Below are 24,101 nucleotides of genomic sequence, written 5' to 3' on the forward strand. Positions count from 1 at the left end.
GATCGGCGCATGGTCGACCCGGAGTTCGTTCCCCAGGATGGCGTGGGCATCCCTGACGCGCTGCAGCGGTTGTGGACGCCCCACCGCATGGCCTACATCAAGGGGGAGGGCAAGCCGGACGGCGACGACGCGCGCGGCTGCCCGTTCTGCGGGCTGCCGGACCTCGACGACGCCGAGGCGCTCATCGTGGCGCGGGGCAAGGCCGTCTACGCGGTGCTGAACCTGTACCCGTACAACCCCGGGCACCTGATGGTCGTGCCCTACCGGCACGTGGCCGACTTCACCGAGCTGACCGCCGGGGAGACGGTGGAGCTGGCCGAGTTCACCCAGCACGCGATGCGGGTCGGGCGGCGGGTGTCGGCGCCGCACGGGTTCAACATCGGGATGAACCAGGGCGTGGTGGCGGGGGCGGGGATCGCCGCGCACCTGCACCAGCACCTGGTGCCCCGGTGGGGCGGGGACGCGAACTTCATGCCGGTGGTGGGGCACACCAAGGTGCTGCCCCAGTTGCTCGGCGACACCCGGCGGATGCTCGCCGACGCCTGGGAGGGCTGAGCCTCCCAGGCGTCGCGGCCGGGGCCGGGCTGGGGCCAGGCCGGGATCAGCCCGTGCGCAGCACGGCCTCGATGTCGATCGTGATCTCGACCTTGTCGCCCACCACGACGACGTTGTTCTGCACGCCGCCGAAGTTGACGTTGAAGTCCTTGCGGTTGATGTGGGCCTTGCCCTCGGCGCCGATCCGGGTGCCGCCGTAGGCGTCGCCGCCGAAGCCGTTGAACTCGAAGGTCAGCGGGACGGTCCTGGTGACGTCCTTGAGGGTCAGCTCGCCGTCCAGCACGTACTTGTCGCCGTCGGCGCGCACGCCGGTGGCCTGGTAGGTCATGGTCGGGTACTTCTCGACCTCGAAGAAGTCGGCCGTCTTGAGGTGGCCGTCGCGGTCGGCGTTGCCGGTGTGGATCGAGTCGAGGTCGACCGAGACCTCGACGCCCGCCGCGGCCAGGTCCTCGGTGGTGGTCACGGTGCCCGAGAAGGCGGTGAAGCGGCCCTTGACCTTGCTGATGCCGCCCATGTGCCGCACGGAGAAGCCGACCTCGGAGTGGGTGGGGTCGATGTCCCAGGTGCCCGCGACGAAGCCGGGGATCTCGGTGGTGGCGCTGGTCATGGCGTGTCCTCCAACAACTGGTTGAACGCTTGATTGAACTCTCAACGGGGACGGTACACGGTTTCGATTGAGAGTTCAACTAGGGGGTAGGATGGGGGCATGAGCGAGGCGACACGCTGGCTGGATGGCCGGGAACAGGACGTTTGGCGGACCTACATCACCATGTCGAGCGCGCTCACCGACGCACTCGACCGCCAGCTCCAGGGCGACTCGAAGATGCCCTACACCTACTACGAGATCCTCGTGGTGCTGTCCGAGGCCCCCGAGCGCTCGCTGCGCATGAGCGAGCTGGCCGGGCTGCGCGGCTCCTCGCGAAGCAGGCTCTCGCACGCTGTCTCCCGGCTGGAGGAGGCGGGTTGGGTCGTGCGCCGCGAGTGCCCCACCGACAAGCGTGGCCAGGTCGCGGTGCTGACCGACACGGGTTTCGACGCCCTGCGCGCCGCCGCCCCCGGCCACGTCACCGCCGTCCGCGAGACCCTGTTCGACCAGCTCACCGCCGAACAGGTCGACGCGCTCGGCCAGATCAGCGCCGCCGTCCTGCGCAAGCTCGACCCCGAGGGGACGCTGCCCGGCAACCGCGAACCAGCCCCCGGCGCGGGCGCCTGCGGCCAGCCCCCCGACGTCTGAGCCGGGACCGGGGGGACGCGGCCCACACCGGGTGGGCCCGGCGGGCGGGGCCTCCGGGCCGTTAGGCTGCGCCCACCAGGTCCCGCTGCCGGTTAGGTGTCCCCGACAGACTCATGCTCAACATCTTCGCCCGCGCGTCGGTCTCGCGCGCCACAGACCCGGTCGGGGCGTGGCTCGTCCGCCTCGGCCTCACACCCAACGCCATGACCCTGTTCGGCACCGCGGGGGCGGTGGTCGCGTCGCTGTGGCTGTTCTCGACCGGGCACCTGCTGGCCGGGTCGCTGGTCGTCACCGGCTTCGTCCTGTTCGACCTGATCGACGGGTCGATGGCACGGGCGCGGGGCGGGGGGACCAAGTTCGGCGCCGTGCTCGACGCGAGCTGCGACCGGATCGCCGACGGCGCCCTGTTCAGCGGGCTCGCCTGGTACCTGTTCACGATCGCCGACCACCCCGTGCTGGCCGCTGCCGCGCTGGGCAACATCGTGCTCTCGCAGGTCGTGTCCTACATCAAGGCGCGCGCGGAGGCCTCCGGCCTGGCGGCCGACGGCGGGCTGGTGGAGCGGGCCGAGCGGCTGATCATCATCCTGTTCGGCGCCGGTTTCGCCGGGATCGACGTGCCCTACGCCCTCGACGTGGCGCTGTGGCTGCTCACCGCCGGGTCGGTCGTCACCGTCGTGCAGCGCCTCCTCGCGGTGCGCCGCAGCGCGGAGGCCGCCGGATGAGCGGGCTCGCGGCACTGGGCTACCGGGCGGCTTGGCGGCTGGTGCGGCTGCTGCCGGAACAGGCCGCCGCCGCGCTGTTCCGCGCGGGCGCCGACTGGGCGGCCGCGCGCAGGGGCCCCGGCGGGCAGCGGCTGCGGGCCAACCTGGCCAGGGTGGTGCCGCAGGCCGGGCCCGAGGAGCTCGACGAGCTGGTGCGCGCCGGGCTGCGCTCGTACGCGCGGTACTGGTGCGAGGCGTTCCGGCTGCCGTCGATGGACGCCGACGCCGTCTACCGCGAGTTCGACCGGAACATGACCGGCGCGGAGTACATCACCGCCGCCCTGGCCGAGGGCAACGGCGTGGTGGTGGCGCTGACGCACTCGGGCAACTGGGACGCCGCGGGGATGTGGCTGGTCGCCGAGCACGGCACGTTCACCACCGTCGTCGAGCGGCTGCGGCCGGAGTCGCTGTTCGAGCGGTTCGTGGCCTACCGGGAGTCGCTCGGGTTCGAGATCCTGCCCAGCGAGGGCGGCGAGCGGCTGGCGTCGGTGGTGCTCGCCGAACGGCTGCGCGACAACGGGGTCGTGTGCATCGTCGGCGACCGCGAGCTGGGCCCGCGCGGCATTCCGGTCACCTTCTTCGGCCAGCCCGCCGTCTTCCCCGCCGGGCCCGCCTACCTGGCCGCGCGCACCGGCGCGGTGCTGCTGCCCGCCGGGCTCTGGTTCACCGAGGACGGCTGGGCCTGCCGGGTGCACCCGCCGATCCCGGTCAGCGGCGTGCGCGGCATCCCCGCCGCCACCCAGGCGCTGGCCGACGTGTTCGCCGCCGACATCGCCGCGCACCCGGCCGACTGGCACATGATGCAGCCCCTCTGGCAGGCCGACCGGTGAGGATCGGCATCGTCTGCCCCTACTCGTTCGACATCCCGGGCGGGGTGCAGGCGCACGTGCTCGACCTGGCCAGGGCGCTGACCGGGCAGGGCCACGAGGTCGACGTGCTCGCCCCCGCCGACGAGGACACCGAGCTGCCGGACTTCGTGCGCGCGGCCGGGCGGGCGGTGCCGATCCCGTACAACGGGTCGGTGGCGCGGCTGTCGTTCGGGCCGGTCTCCTACGCCCGGGTGCGCCGGTGGCTGCGCGAGCACGACTTCGACGTGCTGCACCTGCACGAGCCGATCGCGCCGAGCCTGTCCATGCTGGCGCTGATGGTCGCCGACGGGCCGATCGTGGCCACGTTCCACACCTCGACCCCGCGCTCCCGCACGCTCAGCGCTTTCCAGAACGTGCTGCAACCGTTCCTGGAGAAGATCACCGCCCGCATCGCGGTGTCCGCGCTGGCCAGGCGGGTCCAGGTCGAGCACCTCGGCGGCGACGCGGTGGAGATCCCCAACGGCGTCGACGTGGGGTTCTTCCGCGACGCCGAGCCGCTGCCCGGCTACCCGCGCGCGGGCGGCACGATCGGCTTCGTCGGCCGCTACGACGAGCCGCGCAAGGGCATGCCGGTGCTGCTCAAGGCGCTGCGGCTGCTCGACGACCTGCCCGAGGCCCGGCTGCTGGTGGTCGGCCGCGGCGACGAGGACGACCTGCGCCGCGCGGCCGGGCCGCTGGCCGACCGGATCGACCTGCTCGGCCAGGTCGACGACCGGACCAAGGCCCGCGCCCTGCGCAGCTTCGACGTCTACTGCGCGCCCAACACCGGCGGGGAGAGCTTCGGGATCATCCTGACCGAGGCCATGTCGGCGGGCGCGGTCGTGGTCGGCAGCGACCTCGACGCCTTCCGCCGCGTCCTGGCCGACGGGGCCGCGGGCGTGCTCACCGCGACCGGCGACCCGCGGTCGCTGGCCCAGGGGCTGCGCGCCGCGCTGACCGACCCCGCGCTGCGCGCGGCCAAGATCGCCGAGGCCACCGAGCGGGTGGCCGCCTACGACTGGTCGGTCGTGACCGGGCAGGTGCTGCGCGTGTACGAGCAGGCGGTGGCCGCCGACCCCCGCCGGGTGGAGGAGGCCGGGTGAGCGACCTGGGCTTCGTGCTGCTGCTCGTCGGCCTCGCCGTGCTGGTCGTGCTGGGGAGCTGGCTGGTCGGCACCGCCAACCGGCTCGACCGCCTGCACGTGCGCACCGACGCGGCCTGGGCCGCCCTCGACGCCGCCCTGGCCCGCCGCGCGGTGGTCGCCCGGGCCGTCGCGGGCTCGCTCGACCCGGTGCCGGGGGACCGGCTGCGGGTGCTCGCCGAGCGCGCCGAACGCGCGCCCCGGGCCGAGCGCGAGACCGCCGAGAACGCCCTGAGCAGGGAACTGGCCGAGGTCGACCGCCAGGCGGTCGCGCTGGCGCTGGTCGCCGAGCTCGTCGACGCCGAGCACCGGGTGGTCATCGCCCGCCGGGTGCACGGCGACGCCGTGCGCGACACGCTGTCGCAGCGGCGGCGGCGGGTGGTGCGCTGGTTCAAGCTCGCGGGCACCGCCCCGGAGCCCGCCTACCTCGAGATCGCCGAGCCCGAGCCCGACCTGCCCCGGCCCCGCCCGTCGGCCAGGGTCGTCCTGCTCGACACCGAGGACAGGGTGCTGCTCTTCCGCGGCCACGACCCCGCCACCCCCGACCACTCGTTCTGGTTCACCGCGGGCGGCGGCGTCGACCCGGGGGAGGACCTGCGCGCCGCCGCCCTGCGCGAACTCCGCGAGGAGACCGGTATCGCCCTGCCCGACGCCGCCCTGACCGGCCCGGTCTGGCGGCGGCGCACCGTGTTCAGCTTCGAGGACCGCGCCTACGACGGGGAGGAGTGGTTCTTCCTCGCCCGCCTCCCCGATGGCGCCCGGGTCAGCACCGCGGGGTTCACCGAGCTGGAGGCCCGCACGATCGCCGAGCACCGCTGGTGGTCGGCGGCCGACCTCGCCGCCACCGCCGAGACCTGCTACCCGGTCCAGCTCGCCGAGCTGCTGCCCGAGCTGCTGACCGGGCAGTGGACCGGCGCCCTGCGCACCGTCCGCTGAGCCGCCCGGCCGAGAAGTGGCCTGGTGAGATCGGGCCCGATTGGCCTCGGTGAGCGGGCCACCTCGTCCTATCGTCGGTGCTGCGGCGAGCGCGCCGCGCCCCGACGAGCAGTGGAAGGCAGGACGGGTGTCCCAGACGCAGACCGAGGCGACCCAGGCGGAGCAGTCCCAGGACGGGACCGGCACGACCCGCGTCAAGCGCGGCATGGCCGAGATGCTCAAGGGCGGCGTGATCATGGACGTGGTCACCCCGGAGCAGGCCAAGATCGCCGAGGACGCGGGCGCCGTGGCCGTGATGGCGCTGGAGCGGGTGCCCGCCGACATCCGGGCCCAGGGCGGCGTGTCCAGGATGAGCGACCCGGACATGATCGACGGCATCATCGCCGCGGTGTCCATCCCGGTGATGGCCAAGGCGCGCATCGGCCACTTCGTCGAGGCGCGGGTGCTCCAGTCGCTCGGTGTCGACTACGTCGACGAGTCGGAGGTGCTGACCCCCGCCGACTACGCGAACCACATCGACAAGTGGGCGTTCACCGTGCCGTTCGTGTGCGGGGCGACCAACCTGGGCGAGGCGCTGCGCCGGATCACCGAGGGCGCGGCGATGATCCGCTCCAAGGGCGAGGCGGGCACCGGCGACGTGTCCAACGCGACCGGGCACATGCGCAAGATCCGCGGCGAGATCCGCAGGCTGACCTCACTGGCCGACGACGAGCTGTACGTGGCCGCCAAGGAGTTGCAGGCCCCCTACGAGCTGGTCAAGGAGGTCGCCCGCACCGGCAAGCTGCCCGTCGTGCTGTTCACCGCGGGCGGCATCGCCACCCCGGCCGACGCGGCGATGATGATGCAGCTCGGCGCCGAGGGCGTGTTCGTCGGCTCCGGCATCTTCAAGTCCGGCAACCCCGCCCAGCGCGCCGAGGCGATCGTCAAGGCCACCACCTTCCACGACGACCCGGACGCCATCGCGAAGTTCAGCCGGGGTCTGGGCGAGGCCATGGTCGGCATCAACGTCGACGAGATCCCGCAGCCGCACCGCCTCGCCGAGCGCGGCTGGTAAGCGCTCGAACGCCAGGCGATTCGGGCCCACGCTGCCGAGGATCGCGGCGTGGGCCCGGTCGTTTCGGCGCTGTGGTCGGGACTGATGCCGTGGTCCAAGCTGGGTATCAGCCTTCGGTCGGACGCCGCCGTGCTACTTCGTCTGGTTCGGGTGGCTCGTGTGCACCTGCTCCAGGTACACCGTCCTCCCGTCGACGTAAGTCGCCCCGCCGTGCTGGATCGTGCCGAGCTCTCCCTTGAGGCGGTGGTTCGTCGGCGTCGTGGACAGAGGCGTGCGTGTGAGGAAGTCCCATTAGGGACGCTCCACGGTCTCGGCGGCTTCGTCCTCGTCGAGCCACTCCAGATCGGCGCTGCCCAAGCCCGCCGCGATCGCCGCGGCAGTCTCCTTCCAAGACGTCAGCTCAGCGATCGCCAGGCGCGGCTGGCGCGTCGAGAACGACGCGCGCGCGGCGTCGACAAGGTCCTGCGCACACGTCTCGCGGTCCGCGGGAGAAAGCGCCAGCATCCAGGGGAAGACCTTCGCCATGCGCTCGGCGAGGGTGCCGGTCTCGTCCAGGACCGCAGTGATCAGCTGCGCGGCGAAGTCCAGCATGCGCGTGTGCCCCTCGGCCTCGGCGAAGACCTCGGCCGAGTGCTTGCTCAGGTCCGAGGAGCGTCGTGTGGCGACGGGGAGGTCAACTGCGCTGGTCATGGACCCATCATGTTCGGAACGTGTTCGGAAGTCAGGGCGGAGCCGCGCGGCGGTGGACGGTTCCGTCGACCAGGCCGAATGGCTTCCGACCAACCGTTGGATGCGTGCCGGTGGTCGGGATAGACGACGCCGGGTGGGCGGCGGGAGGAATCGTCAACGGTGCTCGGAGAGGGACACCGCCGTGGTTCCCGGTTCCAGGGCCTCGAAGACGTGCGGCTCGTCGCCGGGGTAGGTCATGAAGTCCCCCGGCGACAGCTCGACCGGCGCGTCCGCCGGACCGACCAGCGCCCGCCCGGTGCAGAGCACGACGTGCTCGACCTCGCCGGGCGGGTGCGGCGCCGACTCCCGCCGCGACCCCGGCTCCGCGGTGAGCAGGTACAGGTCGCGGCGGGTGTTCGCCGGACCGGCCGACAGCAGCGCCGTGGTGTAGTCGGCGGTCTCGGAGGCCACCGACGCCGCCTCGCCGCGGCGGACCACCCGCACCCGGGGCGAGGGCGGGTCGACGAGCCTGCTGAACGGGATGTCGAGCGCGGTCCCGATCGCCCACAGCGTCTCGATGCCCGGGTTGCCCGCGCCGGACTCCAGTTGCGACAGGGTCGATTTGGCGACCCCGGCCCGTTTGCCCAGCTCGCTCAACGACAGCCCGGCGCGCTCGCGCTCGCGGCGCACGGCCCTGGCGATCACGCCGCTGATCTCTCCCCGGTCCGACACGTCGCTCCGTTCGTTATATCGGTCCGAACGTTCATCTTGACGAACGCTCGGTCGTGCGTTCAGGATACTGGCCATGCGTTCGACATGGCGAACACTCGATCGGGAGTCGCGCCGGGGGATCACGGCGATCGTCGCCGCCTCGTTCGTCAGCGGCCTGTCCTTCGGCGCCATCGCGGTGGCCTCCGGCATGGCGCTGTGGGTGCCGCTGGTGATGTCCGTGCTGGTCTTCGCGGGCGGGTCGCAGTTCCTGGCCGTCGGGCTCGTCGCCGCGGGCGGCAGTCCGGTCGCGGCCGTGGCCGCCGGGCTGGCGCTCAACGCCCGGCACCTGCCGTTCGGCCTGGCGGTCGGCCACCTGCTCGGCGACCGCCTCGCGGCCCGGCTGCTGGGCAGCCACCTGCTGGTCGACGAGTCGGTCGCCTTCGCCATGGCCCAGCGCGACCCGGCCAGGGCCAAGGCGGCGTTCTGGGCCTGCGGCGCCGGGCTGTTCGCCGGGTGGAACCTGGGCGGCCTGCTGGGCGCGCTCGCCGGGCAGTCGATCGCCGACCCGGGCGCGCTCGGCCTCGACGCCGTCTTCCCCGCCCTGCTGCTGGCGCTGGTCATCCCCGCCATGACCGGGCCGGACAAGTGGCGCCCCGCCCTGGCGGGCGCCGCCATCGCCTTGGCCACCACCCCGCTGCTGCCCGCGGGCGTGCCGGTGCTGCTCGCCCTGCTGGGCATGGCCGCCGTCCCCCGCCGCCGGGCGACCACCGATGAGGTGCCCGCGTGAGCATCGTGCCGATCCTCGCCCTCGCCGCGGGCACCTTCGCCCTGCGCTTCGCGGGCACCGCCCTGCGCGGCCGGGTGAGCATGCCCGACCACGTCCGCGACCTGCTCGCCACCGCCGCCCTCGTCCTGCTCGTCGCCCTCGCCGCCACCGCCGCGCTGGCCAAGGGCCAGTCCTTCGGCGGCTGGGCGCTGGCCGCGGGCGTCGCCGTCGGCGGGCTGCTGGCCTGGCGGCGGGCGCCGTTCCTCGTCGTCGTGGTCGCCGCGGCGCTGATCACCGCCCTGCTGCGGCTGGCCGGGGTCGGCTGACTAGGCTCGGACGGCCCGGACCGGCCGGGCGCGGCGACGAGCGGGGGTGAGCGAGGTGGCCGACCAACCGCTGATCGGTGTGCTCGCCCTGCAGGGCGACGTGCGCGAGCACGCCGCCGCGCTCGAGTCCGGCGGCGCCAGGACCACCACCGTGCGCAGGCCCTCCGAGCTCGACGACGTCGACGGCCTGGTCATCCCCGGTGGCGAGTCCACCACGATGTCGCGGCTGCTGGAGACCTTCGAGCTGCTGGAGCCGCTGCGCGCCCGGCTCGCGGGCGGCATGCCCGCCTACGGGTCCTGCGCCGGGATGATCCTGCTCGCCGACAAGGTGCTCGACGGCCGCCCCGACCAGCGCCAGCTCGGCGGGATCGACATGGTCGTGCGGCGCAACGCCTTCGGCAGGCAGGTCGACTCGTTCGAGACCGACCTCGACCTCGCCGGGGTCGACGGCGGCCCGGCGCACGCGGTGTTCATCCGCGCGCCCTGGGTCGAGGCCGTCGGCCCGGCGGTCGAGGTGCTGGCCGCGGTGCCCGACACCCCGGCGGCCGGAGCCGCCGCCGGTAGGATCGTCGCCGTCCGGCAGGGGGCCGTGCTGGCCACCGCCTTCCACCCGGAGCTGACCGGAGACTCCCGGGTGCACCGCCTGTTCGTGGACGTCGTCCTCGGCCGGGCGTGAGACCTACTCGACGTGAAGTGACGGAGGAGAGATGAGCGGCCACTCCAAGTGGGCGACAACCAAGCACAAGAAGGCCGCCCTCGACGCCAAGCGTGGCAAGCTCTTCGCGAAGCTGATCAAGAACGTCGAGGTCGCCGCGCGCACCGGTGGCGGTGACCCGGACGGCAACCCCACGCTGTTCGACGCCATCCTCAAGGCGAAGAAGAACTCGGTCCCGCTCGACAACATCGAGCGCGCCCGCAAGCGCGGCGGCGGCGAGGAGGCGGGCGGCGCCGACTGGCAGACGATCATGTACGAGGGCTACGGCAGCAACGGCGTCGCGGTCCTGATCGAGTGCCTGACCGACAACCGCAACCGCGCCGCCAGCGAGGTCCGCACCGCGATGAGCCGCAACGGCGGCTCGATGGCCGACCCCGGCTCGGTCGCCTACATGTTCAACCGCAAGGGCGTCGTCGTGATGGGCAAGGGCGACCTGTCCGAGGACGACGTGCTCATGGCCGTGCTCGACGCGGGCGCCGAGGAGGTCAACGACCTCGGCGACAGCTACGAGATCATCTCCGAGGCCACCGACATGGTCGCCGTGCGCAAGGCGCTGCAGGAGGCGGGCTACGACTACGAGTCCGCCGACGCCAGCTTCCTGCCCACCCTCACCGTCGCCCTCGACGCCGAGGGCGCGCGCAAGGTCTTCAAGCTCATCGACGCCCTCGAGGACTGCGACGACGTGCAGAACGTCTACGCGAACTTCGATGTGAGCGACGAGGTCATGGCCGAGGTCGACGCATAAGGACACGATCGGCTGACCAGTGCGCGGTTTTCTGGTCTTATGGGAGGCCCGGGGTTCGCCCCGGGCCTCCCGTGTTCCCACCAGTCCCCACTGTGCTGATCCCAAGAGGAGCCGACGATGTCCCTCGACGAGATCTCCGAGGACGAGGCCCGCCTGCGCGACTGGCTGCTGGCCACCTGCCAGACCGAGGGCCACGCCGTGGTCGAGGTCGGCGACGACGAGTTCGGCGCGGGCTACACGTTCTCCGTGGGCGCCTGGCGGGTGCACGGCGCGCCCGAGGCCGTCGTGGTCGGCATCCCGCAGGACATCGCCCGCGGCCTGATCGAGCTCTACGTCCGCCGCGTCGCCGCGGGGGAGCGGTTCTTCCCCGGACTGCCCTACCTGGACTTCTTCGACGGCACCCCGGTCGTCGTCGAGCGGGTCGACCACGCCTTCTACCCGGAGTACCTGGGCAGCGCGCTGCTGGTCTACCCCTCCGGCCAGTTCCCCGCCCTCCAGCTCATCGTCGCCACCCCCGACGGCCACTTCCCCTGGCACGCCGACGCCCCCGACGGCTTCCGCGACTGGCAGCCGGTGCTCACCGACAGCGGGCTGCCCGAGAGCTGGCGCCCGGGGGTCGACGGGCCGTGACGCCCGCGTACTCCGTCGAGGACCTGGTCCTGACCTACCCCGGCCAGGACCGGCCCGCCGTGGACGCGGTGTCGTTCACCATCGCCGAGGGCGAGGTGTTCGGCCTGCTCGGCGACAACGGGGCGGGCAAGTCGACCGTCGTCCGGCAACTGGTCACCTTGCTGCGCCCGACCTCGGGCCGGGTGGCGCTGTTCGGCGTCGACGTCGCCACCGACCCCGGGCTGGTCTCGCGCAAGGTCGGGTACATGCCGCAGAGCAGCGCCGCGCTCAACCGGCTCACCGCCGCCGAGTCCGTCTACTTCGCCGCCCACCTGCGCGGCCTGTCGCGCCGGGACGCGCGGCGCGAGCGCGACGAGCTGCTCGGCCTCTGGGGTGTCGACGAGGTGGCGGGGCGCTCCTCGGCACGGCTGTCCGGCGGGCAGCGCAGGCTGCTCCAGCTCGCCGTGGCGATGGCGGGCAGGCGGCCCGTGCTCATCCTCGACGAGCCGACCAACGACCTGGACCCGGTGCGCCGCAAGCACGTCTGGTCGGTGCTGCGGCAGCGCAACGCCGAGCTGGGCACGACCATCGTGCTGGTCACCCACGACGCCGTGGAGGCGGAGAAGGCCATCCAGCGCGTCGGCATCCTGCGCCGGGGCCGGTTCACCGCCATCGGCACCCCCGCCGAGCTGCGCCGGGGCATCGAGGGCTCGCTGCGGGTGGAGCTGGCCTTCCCACCGGGCGACCCGCCTGCCCTGCCCGCGGGCGTGACGCCCCGGGAGGCGGGGGAGGGGCGGTGGCTGCTGCTGCTCGACCACGCCGACGCGGGCGCGCTCGTCGCCCGCCTCGACCCCGCGACGACCGACATCCGGCTCAGCTCGACCACCCTCGAGGACCTGTACCTGCACTATGCCGCCTGAAGCCCTGCCAGCACGGGAGCAACTGCTCGACCTCGTGCTCATCCAGTTCTCGAACCTGCGCTGGGCGTGGACGTCGATGGTGCTCACCGGTGTGCTCATGCCGGTGCTCATGACCCTGTCCTTCGGCGCGATGGCGGACCGGGGCAGCGACGACGTCACGGCGGTGCTGTGCGGCAGCGTGGTGCTGTCGCTGATGTTCCAGAACCAGAACAACGTGGCCTCGAACTTCGCCTACATGAAGGCCATGGGCACCCTGGACTTCCTCGCGACCCTGCCGGTGCGCCGCCACCTGCTCGTGGTCGCCACCGTGGCCGCGTTCTTCGCCCTGTCGCTGCCCTCGGTCGTGGTGACGGCGGCGCTCGGGGCGCTGGTGCTGGGCGTGCCGCTGTCGCTGAGCCCCTGGGCGGTGCTGGTGCTGCCGCTGTGCGCGCTGCCGCTGGCCGGGATCGGCGCGATCGTCGGCATCACCGCGCGCACCCCGGAGGCCGCGGGCTCGGTGAGCGTGCTGGTCAGCCTGGTGCTGGTGTTCCTCGGACCGGTGCTCATCCCGGCGAGCAGGCTCCCGGGCTGGGTGCTGGCCACCAGCCACCTCAGCCCGGCCACCTACGCCGCCTCCGCCGTCCGGCAGGTGCTGGCCGGGCCGGTCACCGCCCGCCTCGCCCTCGACCTCGCGGTGCTCGCGGGCGTCTGCGCGCTCAGCCTGTGGTGGGTCGGCGCCCGCCTGCCCTGGCGCCAGGGCTGAGCCGCGAGATCACGCCCCCGTGCTGGGGGAACCGCGCGACCAGGTCCTCCGGGAAGTGGACCGTCGAGTCGGTGTAGGGCGGGACGACCACCGTGCCGACCAACGACCAGTCGGCGGTCTCCGAGGCCTGCCACACCCCAGCGGGGACCACGGCCTGCGGGCGCTGGCCCGCCGCGAAGTCCAGGCCCAGGACCGTGGTGGTGAGGCGGCCGTCCGGGTCGATCTGGCGCAGCACCAGCGGCGAACCGGCGTGGTAGGCGTACAGCTCGGGGTGGTCCAGGCGGTGCCAGGCGGAGAACTCCGGGGCCCGCAGCAGGTAGTAGATGGCCGAGAACGCCTCGTCGCGCCAGGACTGCGACCACAGCCCGCCCTCGACCGGCAGCGGGGTCAACCCGAGTGCCGTCTTGATCTGCTCCACGGTCATTGCGCGATCATGGCTGACATGAGCAGCGCACCGCGTCCCCGGGACATGTCGGAGGAGCAACTCGGCTTCCAGCCGCAGGAGGCGGTGCGCTGGCTGGCGCCGAAGGTGCTGGTCACCACCGGCATCCAGTCCGTCATCGCATCGATCTTCGGGTCCTACGCCGACAAGCGGGAGCTGCAGGGCTCCCTGCCCGCCGAGGTCCACCGCTTCCCCGACGCCGACGACGACGGGGCGTTCTGGCTCGACTACGTCGCCGACCTCGGCGACGGGTTCGACGCGACCTACTCGGTGGCCTCGCTGCTGGCGGCCGAGGAGCTGGACCTCCCCGACGCCGGGCCGCTGCCGCGCGGGCGGCTGCTGGTCATGGGCGGTGACCAGGTCTACCCGTCGGCGTCGACCCGCGCCTACGAGGACCGGACCAAGGGCGTCTACCGGGCCGCGCTGCCCGAGGCGCGCGGCGAGTCGCCCACCCTGTTCGCCCTGCCGGGCAACCACGACTGGTACGACGGCCTGACCTCCTTCCTGCGCGTCTTCGCCCAGAAGCGGGCCTTCGGCGGCTGGGAGACGGCGCAGACGCGGTCCTACTTCGCCGTCCAGTTGCCCCACCGGTGGTGGCTGTGCGCGATCGACACCCAGTTCGACGACTACATCGACGGCCCGCAGTTGGAGTACTTCCGCTCGATCTCCCAGGAGATGCGGCCCGGTGACGGCGTCATCCTGTGCACGCCCACCCCGGTGTGGGTGGCGGCCGGGTCCGGCCACGAGGTCGAGAAGTACGACACGATCGACTTCTTCGACCGGGAGGTCGTCCGCCCGCGCGGCGCCGAGGTGCGGGTCATGCTCTCGGGCGACAAGCACCACTACGCCCGCTACGCCGAGACCGGCGGCGACCGGCAGCGGATCACCGCGGGCATCGGCGGCGCCTACCTCTCCGCCACCCACGAGCTGCCGCGCGACCTGGTGCTGCCGCCGCCGAAGTCGCGGATGCGCGACAAGTCCCCGACCGCCGAGTACGCCCTGGCCGCCCGCTACCCCAAGCGGCTGACCTCGGAGGCGTTCGCCGCGGGCATCTTCCGGCTGCCGCTGCGCAACCCCGGGTTCTGGGGCCTCACCGGCGTCCTGCAGACGGTCATGACCCTCGCGGTGCTCTACGGGCTCGTCGAGACCCTGGGCGAGCAGCGGGACAAGGGCTTCTTCGGCATGGTCGCCTCCTGGACCCCCGCGCTCATCGTCGCCGTGGTGCTGCTGCTGGGCGGGACGGCGTTCGCCAAGATCGAGCGGTTCCACGGCGGCGGCACGGCGACCTGGGCCGGGGTCCTGCACGCCCTGGCGCACATCGGGCTCAGCGTGGGCTGGTCGTTCGTCGTCATCTGGCTCTACACGACCGTCCTGCCGCGCGGGGTGGTCGACGACTGGGCGACGCTGGCGATCGTGCTGGTCGGCACGCCGGTGGTCATCGGGTTCCTCGACGCCGAGCTCGTCGCCCTCTACCTGATGGTCGCCTCCCGCTTCGGCATCAACCTCAACGAGGTCATGGCGGGCCAGAGCATCGAGCACTACAAGGGCTTCCTGCGGCTGCGCATCTCCGCGGACGGCGACCTCACCGTCCACCCCGTCGGCCTCGACCGCGTCGGCCGCCGCTGGCGGGCCGACCCCGGCGGCGCGGCGCACGAGCCGTGGCTGACCCCGTCCCGGCCGCTGCGGCCCCGGCTGATCGAGGCGCCGGTCACCGTGCCCCGCGTGTCTGCGCGGCCCGCCGCGGGCTGACCCCTAAGCTCCTCGAACGAGTGTTCGCAGAGATCGGCCACGAGGGGAGCGGCGTGCGCGTCCTGGGTGTCGACCCCGGCCTGACCAGGCTCGGGATCGCGGTCGTCGACGGCGGCACGGGCCAGGCGGTGCGCGCCGTCGCGGTCGACGTCATCCGCACCCCGGTCGAGGACGACCTGGCGGTCCGGCTGCTCAAGGTCTCCGACGGCGTCGAGGCCTGGCTGGACCGCCACCGCCCGGACGTGGTCGCCATCGAGCGGGTGTTCAGCCAGCACAACGTGCGCACCGCCATGGGCACCGCGCAGGCCGCCGGGGTGGTCGCGCTGGCCGCCGCCCGCCGCGGCCTGCCGGTCATGTTCCACACCCCCAGCGAGGTCAAGGCCGCCGTCACCGGGTCCGGCCGCGCGGACAAGGCGCAGGTCACGATGATGGTGACCAAGCTGCTCCGGCTCACCGAGGCGCCCAAGCCCGCCGACGCCGCGGACGCGCTGGCGCTGGCCATCTGCCACCTGTGGCGGGCCCCGGTGCGCAACCGGATGGCCGCGGCCGAGGCGAGGGCGGCGGAGCTGGCCAAGGCGCACCGTGCGAGGCTGGCCGCGGCGGCGCAGCGGACCAAGCGGGCCGCCCAAGGCAAGGCAACACAGGGCAAGGCAAGCGCAGCGGCATCCACGAGCAGGACGGTGGCGGAGTGATCTCATCGGTGCGGGGGACCGTGGCGTCCATCGGTCTCGACCACGCCGTCGTGGAGGTGGGCGGGGTCGGGCTCGCCGTGCAGGCCACCCCGCACACGCTGGCCACCCTGCGCCGCGGCGACGAGGCGGCGCTGTCGACCGCGCTGGTCGTCCGCGAGGACTCGCTGACCCTGTTCGGCTTCGCCGACACCGCCGCCCGCGACCTGTTCTGGCTGCTGCAGACCGTCTCCGGCATCGGCCCCCGGCTCGCCCTGGCCACCCTGGCCGTGCTGGAGCCCGCGCAACTGCGCCACGCCCTGGCCGACGGCAACATCTCCACCCTGACCCAGGTGCCCGGCATCGGCCGCAAGGGCGCCGAGCGGCTGATCATCGAGCTGCGGGACAAGGTCGACGCCGTGGTCCCCGCCGACGCCGCCCCGGCCGCGCCCAGCGCGTCCGCCGTGCGCGGGTCGGTCGTCGAGGCGCTCACCGGCCTCGGCTTCCCGGTCAAGCAGGCCGAGCAGGCCGTCGACCGGGTGCTCGCGCACGCGGAGAACGCGGGCGCGCCGACCTCGGCCGTGCTCCGCCAGGCCCTCGCCGCGCTCGGGCCCAAGCGGTGACCGAGCACCTCGGCGACGACCTGGGCGCGCTCGACGAGCAGGACTGGGCCGACTCGCAGCTCTCCCCGGTGGCCGAGCCCGCCGAGCGCGACGACGAGACCACCCTGCGGCCCCGGCTGCTCGACGAGTTCGTCGGCCAGCCCCGGGTCCGCGAGCAGCTCCAACTGGTGCTGCAGGGCGCCCAGCGGCGCGGCTCCCCGCCCGACCACGTGCTGCTGTCCGGCCCGCCCGGCCTGGGCAAGACCAGCCTGGCCATGATCATCGCCGCTGAGCTGGGCAGGCCCATCCGGATCACCTCCGGCCCGGCGCTGGAGCGCGCGGGCGACCTCGCCGCGATGCTGAGCAACCTCGGCGAGGGCGAGGTCATGTTCATCGACGAGATCCACCGCATCGCCCGCCCCGCCGAGGAGATGCTCTACCTGGCCATGGAGGACTTCCGGGTCGACGTCGTGGTCGGCAAGGGGCCGGGGGCCACCAGCATCCCGCTGGAGATCGCCCCGTTCACCCTGGTCGGGGCGACCACCCGGGCGGGCTCGCTGACCGGGCCGCTGCGCGACCGCTTCGGCTTCACCGCGCACATGGAGTTCTACACCGCCGAGGAGCTGGAGCTGGTGCTGCGCCGCTCCGCGACGATCCTCGGCATCGACCTGCTCGACGACGGCGCCGCCGAGATCGCGGGCCGCTCCCGGGGCACCCCGCGCATCGCCAACCGGCTGCTGCGCCGGGTCCGCGACTACGCCGAGGTCCGCGGCGACGGCCGCGTCGACGTGCCGACCGCGCGCGCCGCCCTGGAGGTCTACGACGTCGACGACCTCGGCCTCGACCGGCTCGACCGCGCGGTGCTCGGCGCCCTGGTCCGCTCCTTCGGCGGCGGCCCGGTCGGCGTCGCCACCCTCGCCGTGGCGGTGGGCGAGGAGCCCACCACCGTCGAGGAGGTCTGCGAGCCCTACCTGGTGCGCGCGGGGATGCTCGCGCGCACCCCGCGCGGCCGGGTGGCGACCGCGCTGGCGTGGACGCACCTCGGCCTGCCCGCCCCCAGCGACGCGCCGGGCTGGGCTGCGCCTACCCTGTTCGACGAGTGACCGCTCGCACGCTGCCGACCCCGGGGTCCTGGGACTTCCGCACCTGGCAGACTTGGGTCCAACAAACCCGAACAATCGGACTTTTCCCGCATCGGGAACGGTTCCCGGACGGAGAGACATGAACCAAGCCCTACTGCCGCTGCTGCTCGTCGCCGCGCTCGCGATCCCGCTGGTCATCGGCTCCCGCAAGCAGAAGAAGATGGTCGCCCAGCAGCAGGAGCTGCAGAACTCGCTCGACGTCGGCGACCGGGTCATGACCACCTCCGGCCTGTACGGCACCGTGTCCGACATCTCCGACGACGCCACGATCGGCATCGAGATCGCCCCGGGTGTCGAGACCACGTGGCTGCGCCAGGCCGTGCGCGAGAAGGTCGGCCCGGACCTGCTCGACGAGGACGATGACGACATCGACACCGCCGACACCGACGTCGACGCCGACGACCGCGAGGAGCGCACCGCCTCCGCGACCGGCTCGTCCTCGGCGTCGACCGCTCAGGTGGCCCCGCCGCTCGAGCACGGCAAGAACTGACACCCAGGGGCTCGTCACTGTCCGCCCCCGGTAGTGGGCGGACAGTGAGCCGCGCAACACTGGGTTAACTTCGCACCAGGTACGCTGCGCCCTCACCCACATGTGTCATCCGGGTGTGGGCGCAGCGTCATGACCACACATCGCGGCGCGCACGCAGTTCCGTGCGCACACGAGCGAGCCGAGGAGACGGACCGACCGTGGCACCACCGGTTGGGCAGATCCGCCCAGGGCGCTATCTGGCGTTCTTCGTAGCAATCGTCGCCATCCTTTACGCCCTGGTCTTCGCGACCGGCGACCGCAAGGCCGAGCCCAAACTGGGCATCGACCTGCAGGGTGGCACCCGGGTCAGCCTGACCGCCCGGACCGAGACCGGCGAGCCGCCCAGCCAGGAGTCGCTCGAGCTCTCGCGCCAGCTCATCGAGACCCGGGTCAACAACACCGGTGTCAGCGGCGCCGAGGTGGTCCTCGACGGCAACAACCTGGTGATCACCGTCCCCGGCACGAACGGCGAGCGGGCCAAGGACCTCGGGCAGACCGCGCAGTTGCGCTTCCGCCCGGTCGTGCAGGCAGCGGCGCTCCAGCAGCCCCAGCAGCCCCAGCAGCCGCAGCCCACGCAGCCCCCCGCCGCGCCGCCCTCGGCCGGGGCGAGTGACGCGCCCGCGACCCCGCAGGGCCGCCCCGCGCCGAACCTGGCGCAGGACCAGCCCTCCACCCCCGCCCCGCCGCCCGCGGACCAGCCCGCCGCGGGCCAGGGCGAGGACCCGCGCGTGGCCGCCGCCCCGGAGACCTGCAAGGAGTACGTGCGGCTGTCCGTCCAGAACAGCGACCCGAACACGCCGTTGACCGCTGAGGAGAACGGCAACCTCATCAGCGAGGGCAAGAAGTGCAGGCAGGACCCCAGGCTGGCGCCCGCCGACGGCTCGCAGGCCGACCAGGCGCTGCAGCAGGCCGTCATGAGCGTGCTGACCTGCGGCCCCGGCCAGATCGACCCGCTGGTCGGCCACGACGACCCGACGCTGCCGCTGGCCGCCTGCGACCAGGAGGGCGCGGAGGTCTTCATCCTCGGTCCGTCGTTCCTTGAGGGCACCGAGATCAGCGACGCCAACGCCAACCCGGACTCGCAGGGCGCGGGCTACCTGGTCACCGTGAGCTTCAAGTCCGCGGGCCAGGACGTGTGGGCGAACTACACCCGCGACCACGTCCAAGAGCGCGCCGCGTTCGTCCTCGACACCCAGGTCGTGTCCGCGCCCACCATCCAGGGCGCCATCGCGGGCGACACCACGATCACCGGCGGCCAGGGCGGGTTCACCAACGCCGAGGCCACCAAGCTGGCCAACGTGCTCAAGTTCGGCTCGCTGCCGCTGTCCTTCGAGGCCTCGGAGGCCGAGACGGTGTCGGCGACGCTGGGCCTGGCCTCGCTGGAGGCGGGCCTGATCGCGGGCGGCATCGGCCTGGCGCTGGTGTTCATCTACTGCCTGCTCTACTACCGCCTGCTCGGCGTGCTGACCATCCTCTCGCTGGTGCTCTCGGCGGGCGTGGTCTACGCCTTCCTGGTGCTGCTCGGCCGGTGGATCGGGTTCACCCTCGACCTCGCGGGCATCGCGGGCTTCATCATCGCCATCGGCATCACCGCTGACTCGTTCGTCATCTTCTTCGAGCGGATCAAGGACGAGATCCGCGAGGGCCGCACGTTCCGCTCGGCCGTGCCGCGGGCGTGGGTCCGGTCGCGGCGCACGATCCTGTCCGCCGACGCCATCAGCTTCCTGGCCTCGGCCGTGCTCTACGTGCTGGCCGTCGGCCAGGTCAAGGGCTTCGCGTTCACCCTGGGCATGTCCACGGTGCTCGACCTCATCGTCGTGTTCCTGGTGACGCACCCGCTGGTGGTGCTGGCCTCCAAGTCGAAGTTCCTGTCCAACTCGAAGCTCTCCGGCCTCGGTGCGGCGCACCACTCCGCCGCCGCGACGCGGGCGACCAAGGCCGCGGGCGCAGCGGCCCCGAAGGAAGTGTGACGTGTCCTCTCCCCAGGGAACCGAGAAGCACGCTGACCGGGCCAGTGCCACCAAGGCCAGCGTCTTCGAGCGGCTCTACGTCGGCAACGGCGCGTTCGACATCGTCGGCAGCCGCAAGCGCTGGTACATGCTCTTCGGCGTGCTGATGCTGGTCTGCGTGCTGTCGATGGCGCTGCGCGGGTTCAACCTCGGCATCGACTTCGAGGGCGGCACCCGGCTGTCGATGCCCGCCCAGAGCGAGACCGGCCAGGTCATCGAGGTGACCGAGGTCGAGCGCGTGTTCAACACCGCCGCGGGCCAGCCCGCCGCGTCGGTGCAGTCGGTCGGCACCGGCGGCGGCGCGACCATCCAGGTCAAGTCCGAGACCCTGGACAACAACCAGGTGGCGCTGGTGAAGGCCGCCCTGGCCAACGAGCTCAGGCCGGTGTCCGCCGACGGCGGCACCGGTGTCGGCCAGATCAGCGACTCGGCCGTCTCGGGCACCTGGGGCAGCGAGATCTCCCGCCAGGCGCTGATCGCGCTGGCCGTGTTCATCGCGCTGGTGACGGTCTTCCTCGCGCTGTACTTCGAGAAGTGGATGGCGCTGGCCGCGCTCGGCGCGCTCGTCCACGACATCGTGGTCACCATGGGCATCTACTCGATCATCGGCTTGGAGGTCACCCCGGCGACGGTCATCGGCCTGCTCACGATCCTCGGGTTCTCCCTCTACGACACGGTCGTCGTGTTCGACAAGGTCAAGGAGAACACCCGTGGCATCCTCGGCCTGACCAGGCGCACCTACGCCGAGGCGGCCAACCTGGCGCTGAACCAGACGCTGATGCGCTCGATCAACACCTCGGTCATCGCGCTGCTGCCGGTGATCGGCCTGCTCGTGGTCGGCGTCGGCCTGCTCGGCGTCGGCACCCTGGGCGACCTCGCGCTGGTGCAGATGACCGGCATGATCGCCGGTGTGCTGTCGTCGATCTTCCTGGCGACGCCGTTCCTGGTCGACCTCAAGCTCACCGAGTCCAGGTACCGCCAGCAGGCGGAGAAGGTCCGGCAGCGCCGCGTGACGGCCGCCCGCCGGGCCGCGGGCGGCGAGCAGACCGCCGAGGGCGACGACGAGCCGCGCCGGGAGAACGCCTACGCGAGCACCGTCCCCGGGCGCATCCCCAAGGCCAGCGACGCGCGCCGGGTCGCGGCGAACCGCCCGACCGGCAAGCGCAAGCGCTGACATGACCGACAGCGTGACCACCGACGAGGCGCTGGCCCTGGTCCGGGAGGTCCCCGACTTCCCGGAGCCGGGGATCGTCTTCCGCGACCTCACACCGGTGCTGGCCGACGGACCCGCGTTCCGGGCGGTCACCGCCGCCCTGGTCGCGGGCCTGCCCGCCGAGGTGACCGCGATCGTGGCCATCGAGGCCCGCGGGTTCCTCTTCGGCGCGGCGATGGCCCAGGCCACCGGCCTGGGCCTGGTCACCGTGCGCAAGCCGGGCAAGCTGCCCGCGGTCGCCGCCAGCGCCACCTACGCCCTGGAGTACGGGACCGCCACGCTGGAGCTGCCCGCCGCCACGCTGGCGGCGGGCGCCTCGGTGGTCATCGTCGACGACGTGCTGGCCACCGGCGGCACCGTGGCGGCCACGGCGGGACTGGTCGAGGAGGCGGGCGCGCGCACCGCCGCCGTGGCGGTGGTGCTGGAGCTGGGCGCGCTCGGCGGCCGTGCGCGGCTGCCCGCGGGCGCGGTCTGCAACGCCCTTGTCACCGTGTGAGCAAGATGCCGCTCGACGCGGGGCCGTGCTTCGTCCCCGCTGCTCAGGTGTGACCCTTCGACGTCCCAAGTGGGCAGTTCACCGCCCCGAAGCGCCTGCCGCGGCCGCGGCGGAGTTATTCTCGGTGTCCGGGCCACACCCGTGACCCGGACACCGAGAGTGCGCCGGGAGCTGGCTTGACCCACCACGTGGACACGAGTCCCGCCGCACCGGGCGCCGCCGAGGCGGCGCCCACCCCCGCGGGTCGGCAGCCCTCGGCCACCCGCCGGGTGCGGGCCAGGCTCGCCCGGCGCATCACCGCCCAGCGCCCCGCCGTGGTCAAGCAGGTCCTCGAACCGCTGGCCGCGGTCCACCGCGAACTGCACCCCAAGGCCGACCTGGCGCTGCTGCAGCGCGCCTACGACGTCGCCGAGGAGAAGCACCGCGCGCAGAAGCGCAAGTCCGGCGACCCCTACATCACCCACCCGCTGGCCGTGTCCACGATCCTGGCCGAGCTGGGCATGGACACCACCACCCTCGTGGCCGCCCTGCTGCACGACACCGTCGAGGACACCGAGTACTCCATCGACGCGCTCACCGAGGACTTCGGCGAGGAGGTCGCGCACCTGGTCGACGGCGTCACCAAGCTGGACAAGGTGCAGCTCGGCACCGCCGCCGAGGCCGAGACCATCCGCAAGATGGTCATCGCCATGGCCCGCGACCCCCGGGTGCTGGTGATCAAGCTGGCCGACCGGCTGCACAACATGCGCACGATGCGCTTCCTGCCGCCGGAGAAGCAGGCCAAGAAGGCCCGCGAGACCCTCGAGGTGCTCGCCCCGCTGGCGCACCGGCTGGGCATGGCCACGGTCAAGTGGGAGCTGGAGGACCTGGCGTTCGCCATCCTGCAGCCCAAGAAGTACGACGAGATCGTGCGCCTGGTGGCCAACCGGGCGCCCTCGCGCGACACCTACCTGCAGAAGGTCGTCGGCGAGCTGGGGTCCAACCTGGAGAGCTCGCGGATCGACGCGCGGGTCGAGGGCAGGCCCAAGCACTACTACTCGATCCACCAGAAGATGATCGTGCGCGGCCGCGACTTCGACGACATCCACGACCTGGTCGGGGTGCGCATCCTGGTCGACGACGTGCGCGACTGCTACGCGGCGATGGGCGTCGTGCACGCGCTGTGGCAGCCGATGCCCGGCCGGTTCAAGGACTACATCGCCCAGCCGCGCTTCGGCGTCTACCAGTCGCTGCACACGACGGTGATCGGCCCGGACGGCAAGCCGCTGGAGGTGCAGATCCGCACGCACGAGATGCACCGCACCGCCGAGTACGGCATCGCCGCGCACTGGCGGTACAAGGAGACCAAGGGGACCCACACCGGGCCCGAGGTCGACGAGATGGCGTGGATGCGCCAGCTCCTGGACTGGCAGCGGGAGGCGGCGGACCCGGGCGAGTTCCTGGAGTCGCTGCGCTACGACCTGGCCACCAGGGAGATCTTCGTCTTCACCCCCAAGGGCGACGTGGAGACGCTGCCCGCCGGGTCGACCCCGGTCGACTTCGCCTACGCCGTGCACACCGAGGTCGGCCACCGCTGCATCGGCGCCCGGGTCAACGGCAGGCTGGTCGCCCTCGAGCGCAAGCTGGAGAACGGCGACGTCGTCGAGATCTTCACCTCCAAGGCCGAGGGCGCCGGGCCGTCCCGGGACTGGCTGGCCTTCGCCGCCTCGCCGCGCGCCCGCGCCAAGATCAAGCAGTGGTTCGCCAAGGAGCGCAAGGAAGAGGCGATCGAGGCGGGCAAGGACGCCATCGCCAAGGAGGTGCGCCGGGTCGGCCTGCCGATGCAGCGCCTGGTCTCCGCCGACTCGGTGACCGCGCTGGCCCGCGAGCTGCGCTACCCGGAGGTCAGCTCCCTGTACGCGGCGGTGGGGGAGGGGCACACCTCCGCCCGGCACGTCGTGCAGCGCCTGGTCGCCCTGCTCGGCGGGGTCGACCACGCGGAGGAAGAGCTCGCCGAGCGCTCCACCCCGTCCACGATCACCCGCCGCCGCGGCTCCGGCGACGCGGGCGTGATCGTCAAGGACGCCTCGGACGTGTGGATCAAGCTGGCCCGGTGCTGCACCCCGGTCCCCGGCGACGACATCCTGGGCTTCGTCACCCGAGGCGGCGGGGTCAGCGTGCACCGCACCGACTGCACCAACGCCGACGAGCTGCTCCAGTCGCCCGAGCGGCTGCTGGAGGTCGAGTGGGCGCCCTCGGAGTCGTCGGTGTTCCTGGTCGCCATCCAGGTGGAGGCCCTCGACCGGCACCGGCTGCTGTCCGACGTGACGAAGGTGCTGGCCGACGAGCGGGTCAACATCCTCTCCGCCTCGGTGCAGACCTCCCGCGACCGGGTGGCGGTGTCCCGCTTCTCCTTCGAGATGGGCGACCCCAAGCACCTCGGCCACGTCCTCAAGGTCGTGCGCAGCGTGGAGGGCGTCTACGACGTGTACCGGGTGACGTCGGGGTCCTGACCGTTTTCGCCAAGACGCGCGCCGGGC

General features: G+C 72.8%; 27 protein-coding genes. 23 read left to right on the forward strand and 4 right to left on the reverse strand.

The genetic code is table 11. The annotated features are described in order from the left end of the window. Positions 1 to 9: 9 nt before the first annotated feature. Positions 10 to 555, forward strand: coding sequence for an HIT family protein (locus GCL84_RS02790; protein ID WP_156753738.1), 546 nt, complete (start codon positions 10 to 12; stop codon positions 553 to 555). A 46-nt stretch (positions 556 to 601) separates the two neighbouring features. Here GCL84_RS02790 and GCL84_RS02795 read toward each other — a convergent pair whose 3' ends face one another. After that, a complete protein-coding gene (locus GCL84_RS02795) occupies positions 602 to 1,162 on the reverse strand; it encodes a YceI family protein (RefSeq protein ID WP_156753739.1) in 561 nt (186 codons plus the stop codon). A gap of 99 nt (positions 1,163 to 1,261) precedes the next feature. Between GCL84_RS02795 and GCL84_RS02800 the strand changes: the two genes are divergently transcribed. The 6 genes from GCL84_RS02800 to pdxS all read left to right on the forward strand — a co-directional run bounded on the left by GCL84_RS02800 (position 1,262) and on the right by pdxS (position 6,529). Continuing rightward, positions 1,262 to 1,789 (forward strand): MarR family winged helix-turn-helix transcriptional regulator, encoded by a 528-nt coding sequence (locus tag GCL84_RS02800; protein ID WP_156753740.1) that lies wholly within the window; start codon positions 1,262 to 1,264, stop codon positions 1,787 to 1,789. Between the two features lie 113 nt (positions 1,790 to 1,902). Continuing rightward, entirely contained in the window at positions 1,903 to 2,511 is a 609-nt protein-coding gene (pgsA, locus tag GCL84_RS02805) for a phosphatidylinositol phosphate synthase (RefSeq protein WP_156753741.1), read from the forward strand. Further along, positions 2,508 to 3,380 (forward strand): phosphatidylinositol mannoside acyltransferase, encoded by an 873-nt coding sequence (locus GCL84_RS02810; protein WP_156753742.1) that lies wholly within the window; start codon positions 2,508 to 2,510, stop codon positions 3,378 to 3,380. Before pgsA ends, GCL84_RS02810 begins: the two co-directional genes overlap by 4 nt. Then, the gene (locus GCL84_RS02815) at positions 3,377 to 4,501 is read left to right on the forward strand and encodes a glycosyltransferase family 4 protein (protein ID WP_156753743.1); all 1,125 of its coding nucleotides are present in this window, start codon (positions 3,377 to 3,379) and stop codon (positions 4,499 to 4,501) included. Before GCL84_RS02810 ends, GCL84_RS02815 begins: the two co-directional genes overlap by 4 nt. Further along, positions 4,498 to 5,475, forward strand: coding sequence for an NUDIX hydrolase (locus GCL84_RS02820; protein WP_156753744.1), 978 nt, complete (start codon positions 4,498 to 4,500; stop codon positions 5,473 to 5,475). The genes GCL84_RS02815 and GCL84_RS02820 overlap by 4 nt, the downstream gene beginning before the upstream one ends. Before the next feature lie 127 nt (positions 5,476 to 5,602). Beyond that, positions 5,603 to 6,529 carry a pyridoxal 5'-phosphate synthase lyase subunit PdxS gene (pdxS, locus tag GCL84_RS02825; protein ID WP_156753745.1) on the forward strand — a complete coding sequence of 309 codons (927 nt, stop codon included), beginning with the start codon at positions 5,603 to 5,605 and terminating at the stop codon, positions 6,527 to 6,529. A gap of 291 nt (positions 6,530 to 6,820) precedes the next feature. Here the strand turns inward: pdxS and GCL84_RS02830 are convergent, their stop codons facing one another. Both GCL84_RS02830 and GCL84_RS02835 read right to left on the reverse strand, forming a co-directional pair. Then, entirely contained in the window at positions 6,821 to 7,219 is a 399-nt protein-coding gene (locus GCL84_RS02830) for a prevent-host-death protein (RefSeq protein WP_156753746.1), read from the reverse strand. A 153-nt stretch (positions 7,220 to 7,372) separates the two neighbouring features. Further along, on the reverse strand, positions 7,373 to 7,930 hold the full coding sequence (locus GCL84_RS02835) for a helix-turn-helix domain-containing protein (RefSeq protein WP_235925951.1): 558 nt from the start codon (positions 7,928 to 7,930) through the stop codon (positions 7,373 to 7,375). A gap of 73 nt (positions 7,931 to 8,003) precedes the next feature. Here GCL84_RS02835 and GCL84_RS02840 point away from each other — a divergent pair, with 73 nt between their 5' ends. The 7 genes from GCL84_RS02840 to GCL84_RS02870 all read left to right on the forward strand — a co-directional run bounded on the left by GCL84_RS02840 (position 8,004) and on the right by GCL84_RS02870 (position 12,732). Further along, positions 8,004 to 8,696, forward strand: coding sequence for an AzlC family ABC transporter permease (locus GCL84_RS02840; RefSeq protein ID WP_156753748.1), 693 nt, complete (start codon positions 8,004 to 8,006; stop codon positions 8,694 to 8,696). After that, positions 8,693 to 9,001, forward strand: coding sequence for an AzlD domain-containing protein (locus GCL84_RS02845; protein ID WP_156753749.1), 309 nt, complete (start codon positions 8,693 to 8,695; stop codon positions 8,999 to 9,001). The genes GCL84_RS02840 and GCL84_RS02845 overlap by 4 nt, the downstream gene beginning before the upstream one ends. A gap of 46 nt (positions 9,002 to 9,047) precedes the next feature. Next, positions 9,048 to 9,677: a pyridoxal 5'-phosphate synthase glutaminase subunit PdxT gene (pdxT, locus tag GCL84_RS02850; RefSeq protein ID WP_407924354.1), complete on the forward strand. Its 630-nt coding sequence runs from the start codon at positions 9,048 to 9,050 to the stop codon at positions 9,675 to 9,677. 31 nt (positions 9,678 to 9,708) lie between these two features. Continuing rightward, the gene (locus tag GCL84_RS02855; RefSeq protein ID WP_156753750.1) at positions 9,709 to 10,461 is read left to right on the forward strand and encodes a YebC/PmpR family DNA-binding transcriptional regulator; all 753 of its coding nucleotides are present in this window, start codon (positions 9,709 to 9,711) and stop codon (positions 10,459 to 10,461) included. A gap of 117 nt (positions 10,462 to 10,578) precedes the next feature. Then, positions 10,579 to 11,091: a DUF4262 domain-containing protein gene (locus GCL84_RS02860; RefSeq protein ID WP_156753751.1), complete on the forward strand. Its 513-nt coding sequence runs from the start codon at positions 10,579 to 10,581 to the stop codon at positions 11,089 to 11,091. Continuing rightward, the gene (locus tag GCL84_RS02865) at positions 11,088 to 11,990 is read left to right on the forward strand and encodes an ABC transporter ATP-binding protein (RefSeq protein WP_156753752.1); all 903 of its coding nucleotides are present in this window, start codon (positions 11,088 to 11,090) and stop codon (positions 11,988 to 11,990) included. The genes GCL84_RS02860 and GCL84_RS02865 overlap by 4 nt, the downstream gene beginning before the upstream one ends. Continuing rightward, entirely contained in the window at positions 11,980 to 12,732 is a 753-nt protein-coding gene (locus GCL84_RS02870) for an ABC transporter permease (protein WP_156753753.1), read from the forward strand. Before GCL84_RS02865 ends, GCL84_RS02870 begins: the two co-directional genes overlap by 11 nt. Here the strand turns inward: GCL84_RS02870 and GCL84_RS02875 are convergent. After that, on the reverse strand, positions 12,686 to 13,156 hold the full coding sequence (locus tag GCL84_RS02875; protein ID WP_156753754.1) for a cupin domain-containing protein: 471 nt from the start codon (positions 13,154 to 13,156) through the stop codon (positions 12,686 to 12,688). The genes GCL84_RS02870 and GCL84_RS02875 overlap by 47 nt on opposite strands. A gap of 18 nt (positions 13,157 to 13,174) precedes the next feature. Between GCL84_RS02875 and GCL84_RS02880 the strand changes: the two genes are divergently transcribed. The 9 genes from GCL84_RS02880 (at position 13,175) to GCL84_RS02920 (ending at position 24,074) form a co-directional block, all read left to right on the forward strand. Further along, positions 13,175 to 14,923, forward strand: a complete 1,749-nt coding sequence (locus GCL84_RS02880) for a metallophosphoesterase family protein (RefSeq protein ID WP_235925952.1) — start codon at positions 13,175 to 13,177, stop codon at positions 14,921 to 14,923. Between the two features lie 53 nt (positions 14,924 to 14,976). Further along, a complete protein-coding gene (ruvC, locus tag GCL84_RS02885; protein ID WP_156753790.1) occupies positions 14,977 to 15,615 on the forward strand; it encodes a crossover junction endodeoxyribonuclease RuvC in 639 nt (212 codons plus the stop codon). Beyond that, positions 15,612 to 16,214: a Holliday junction branch migration protein RuvA gene (gene ruvA / locus GCL84_RS02890; protein WP_156753756.1), complete on the forward strand. Its 603-nt coding sequence runs from the start codon at positions 15,612 to 15,614 to the stop codon at positions 16,212 to 16,214. The genes ruvC and ruvA overlap by 4 nt, the downstream gene beginning before the upstream one ends. 20 nt (positions 16,215 to 16,234) lie before the next feature. Then, a complete protein-coding gene (gene ruvB, locus GCL84_RS02895) occupies positions 16,235 to 17,296 on the forward strand; it encodes a Holliday junction branch migration DNA helicase RuvB (protein WP_197522983.1) in 1,062 nt (353 codons plus the stop codon). A gap of 118 nt (positions 17,297 to 17,414) precedes the next feature. Beyond that, entirely contained in the window at positions 17,415 to 17,825 is a 411-nt protein-coding gene (gene yajC, locus GCL84_RS02900) for a preprotein translocase subunit YajC (RefSeq protein WP_156753757.1), read from the forward strand. Positions 17,826 to 18,022: 197 nt separating this feature from the next. Beyond that, the gene (gene secD / locus GCL84_RS02905) at positions 18,023 to 19,834 is read left to right on the forward strand and encodes a protein translocase subunit SecD (RefSeq protein WP_156753758.1); all 1,812 of its coding nucleotides are present in this window, start codon (positions 18,023 to 18,025) and stop codon (positions 19,832 to 19,834) included. Position 19,835: 1 nt separating this feature from the next. Further along, positions 19,836 to 21,047 carry a protein translocase subunit SecF gene (secF, locus tag GCL84_RS02910; protein WP_156753759.1) on the forward strand — a complete coding sequence of 404 codons (1,212 nt, stop codon included), beginning with the start codon at positions 19,836 to 19,838 and terminating at the stop codon, positions 21,045 to 21,047. A 1-nt stretch (position 21,048) separates the two neighbouring features. Then, on the forward strand, positions 21,049 to 21,582 hold the full coding sequence (locus GCL84_RS02915; protein ID WP_156753760.1) for an adenine phosphoribosyltransferase: 534 nt from the start codon (positions 21,049 to 21,051) through the stop codon (positions 21,580 to 21,582). A gap of 314 nt (positions 21,583 to 21,896) precedes the next feature. Beyond that, a complete protein-coding gene (locus GCL84_RS02920; RefSeq protein WP_407924355.1) occupies positions 21,897 to 24,074 on the forward strand; it encodes a RelA/SpoT family protein in 2,178 nt (725 codons plus the stop codon). Positions 24,075 to 24,101: the final 27 nt, after the last annotated feature.

The sequence above is a fragment of the Actinokineospora pegani genome (assembly GCF_009745975.1).
In the GTDB taxonomy this organism is placed as follows: Bacteria; Actinomycetota; Actinomycetes; order Mycobacteriales; family Pseudonocardiaceae; genus Actinokineospora; species Actinokineospora pegani.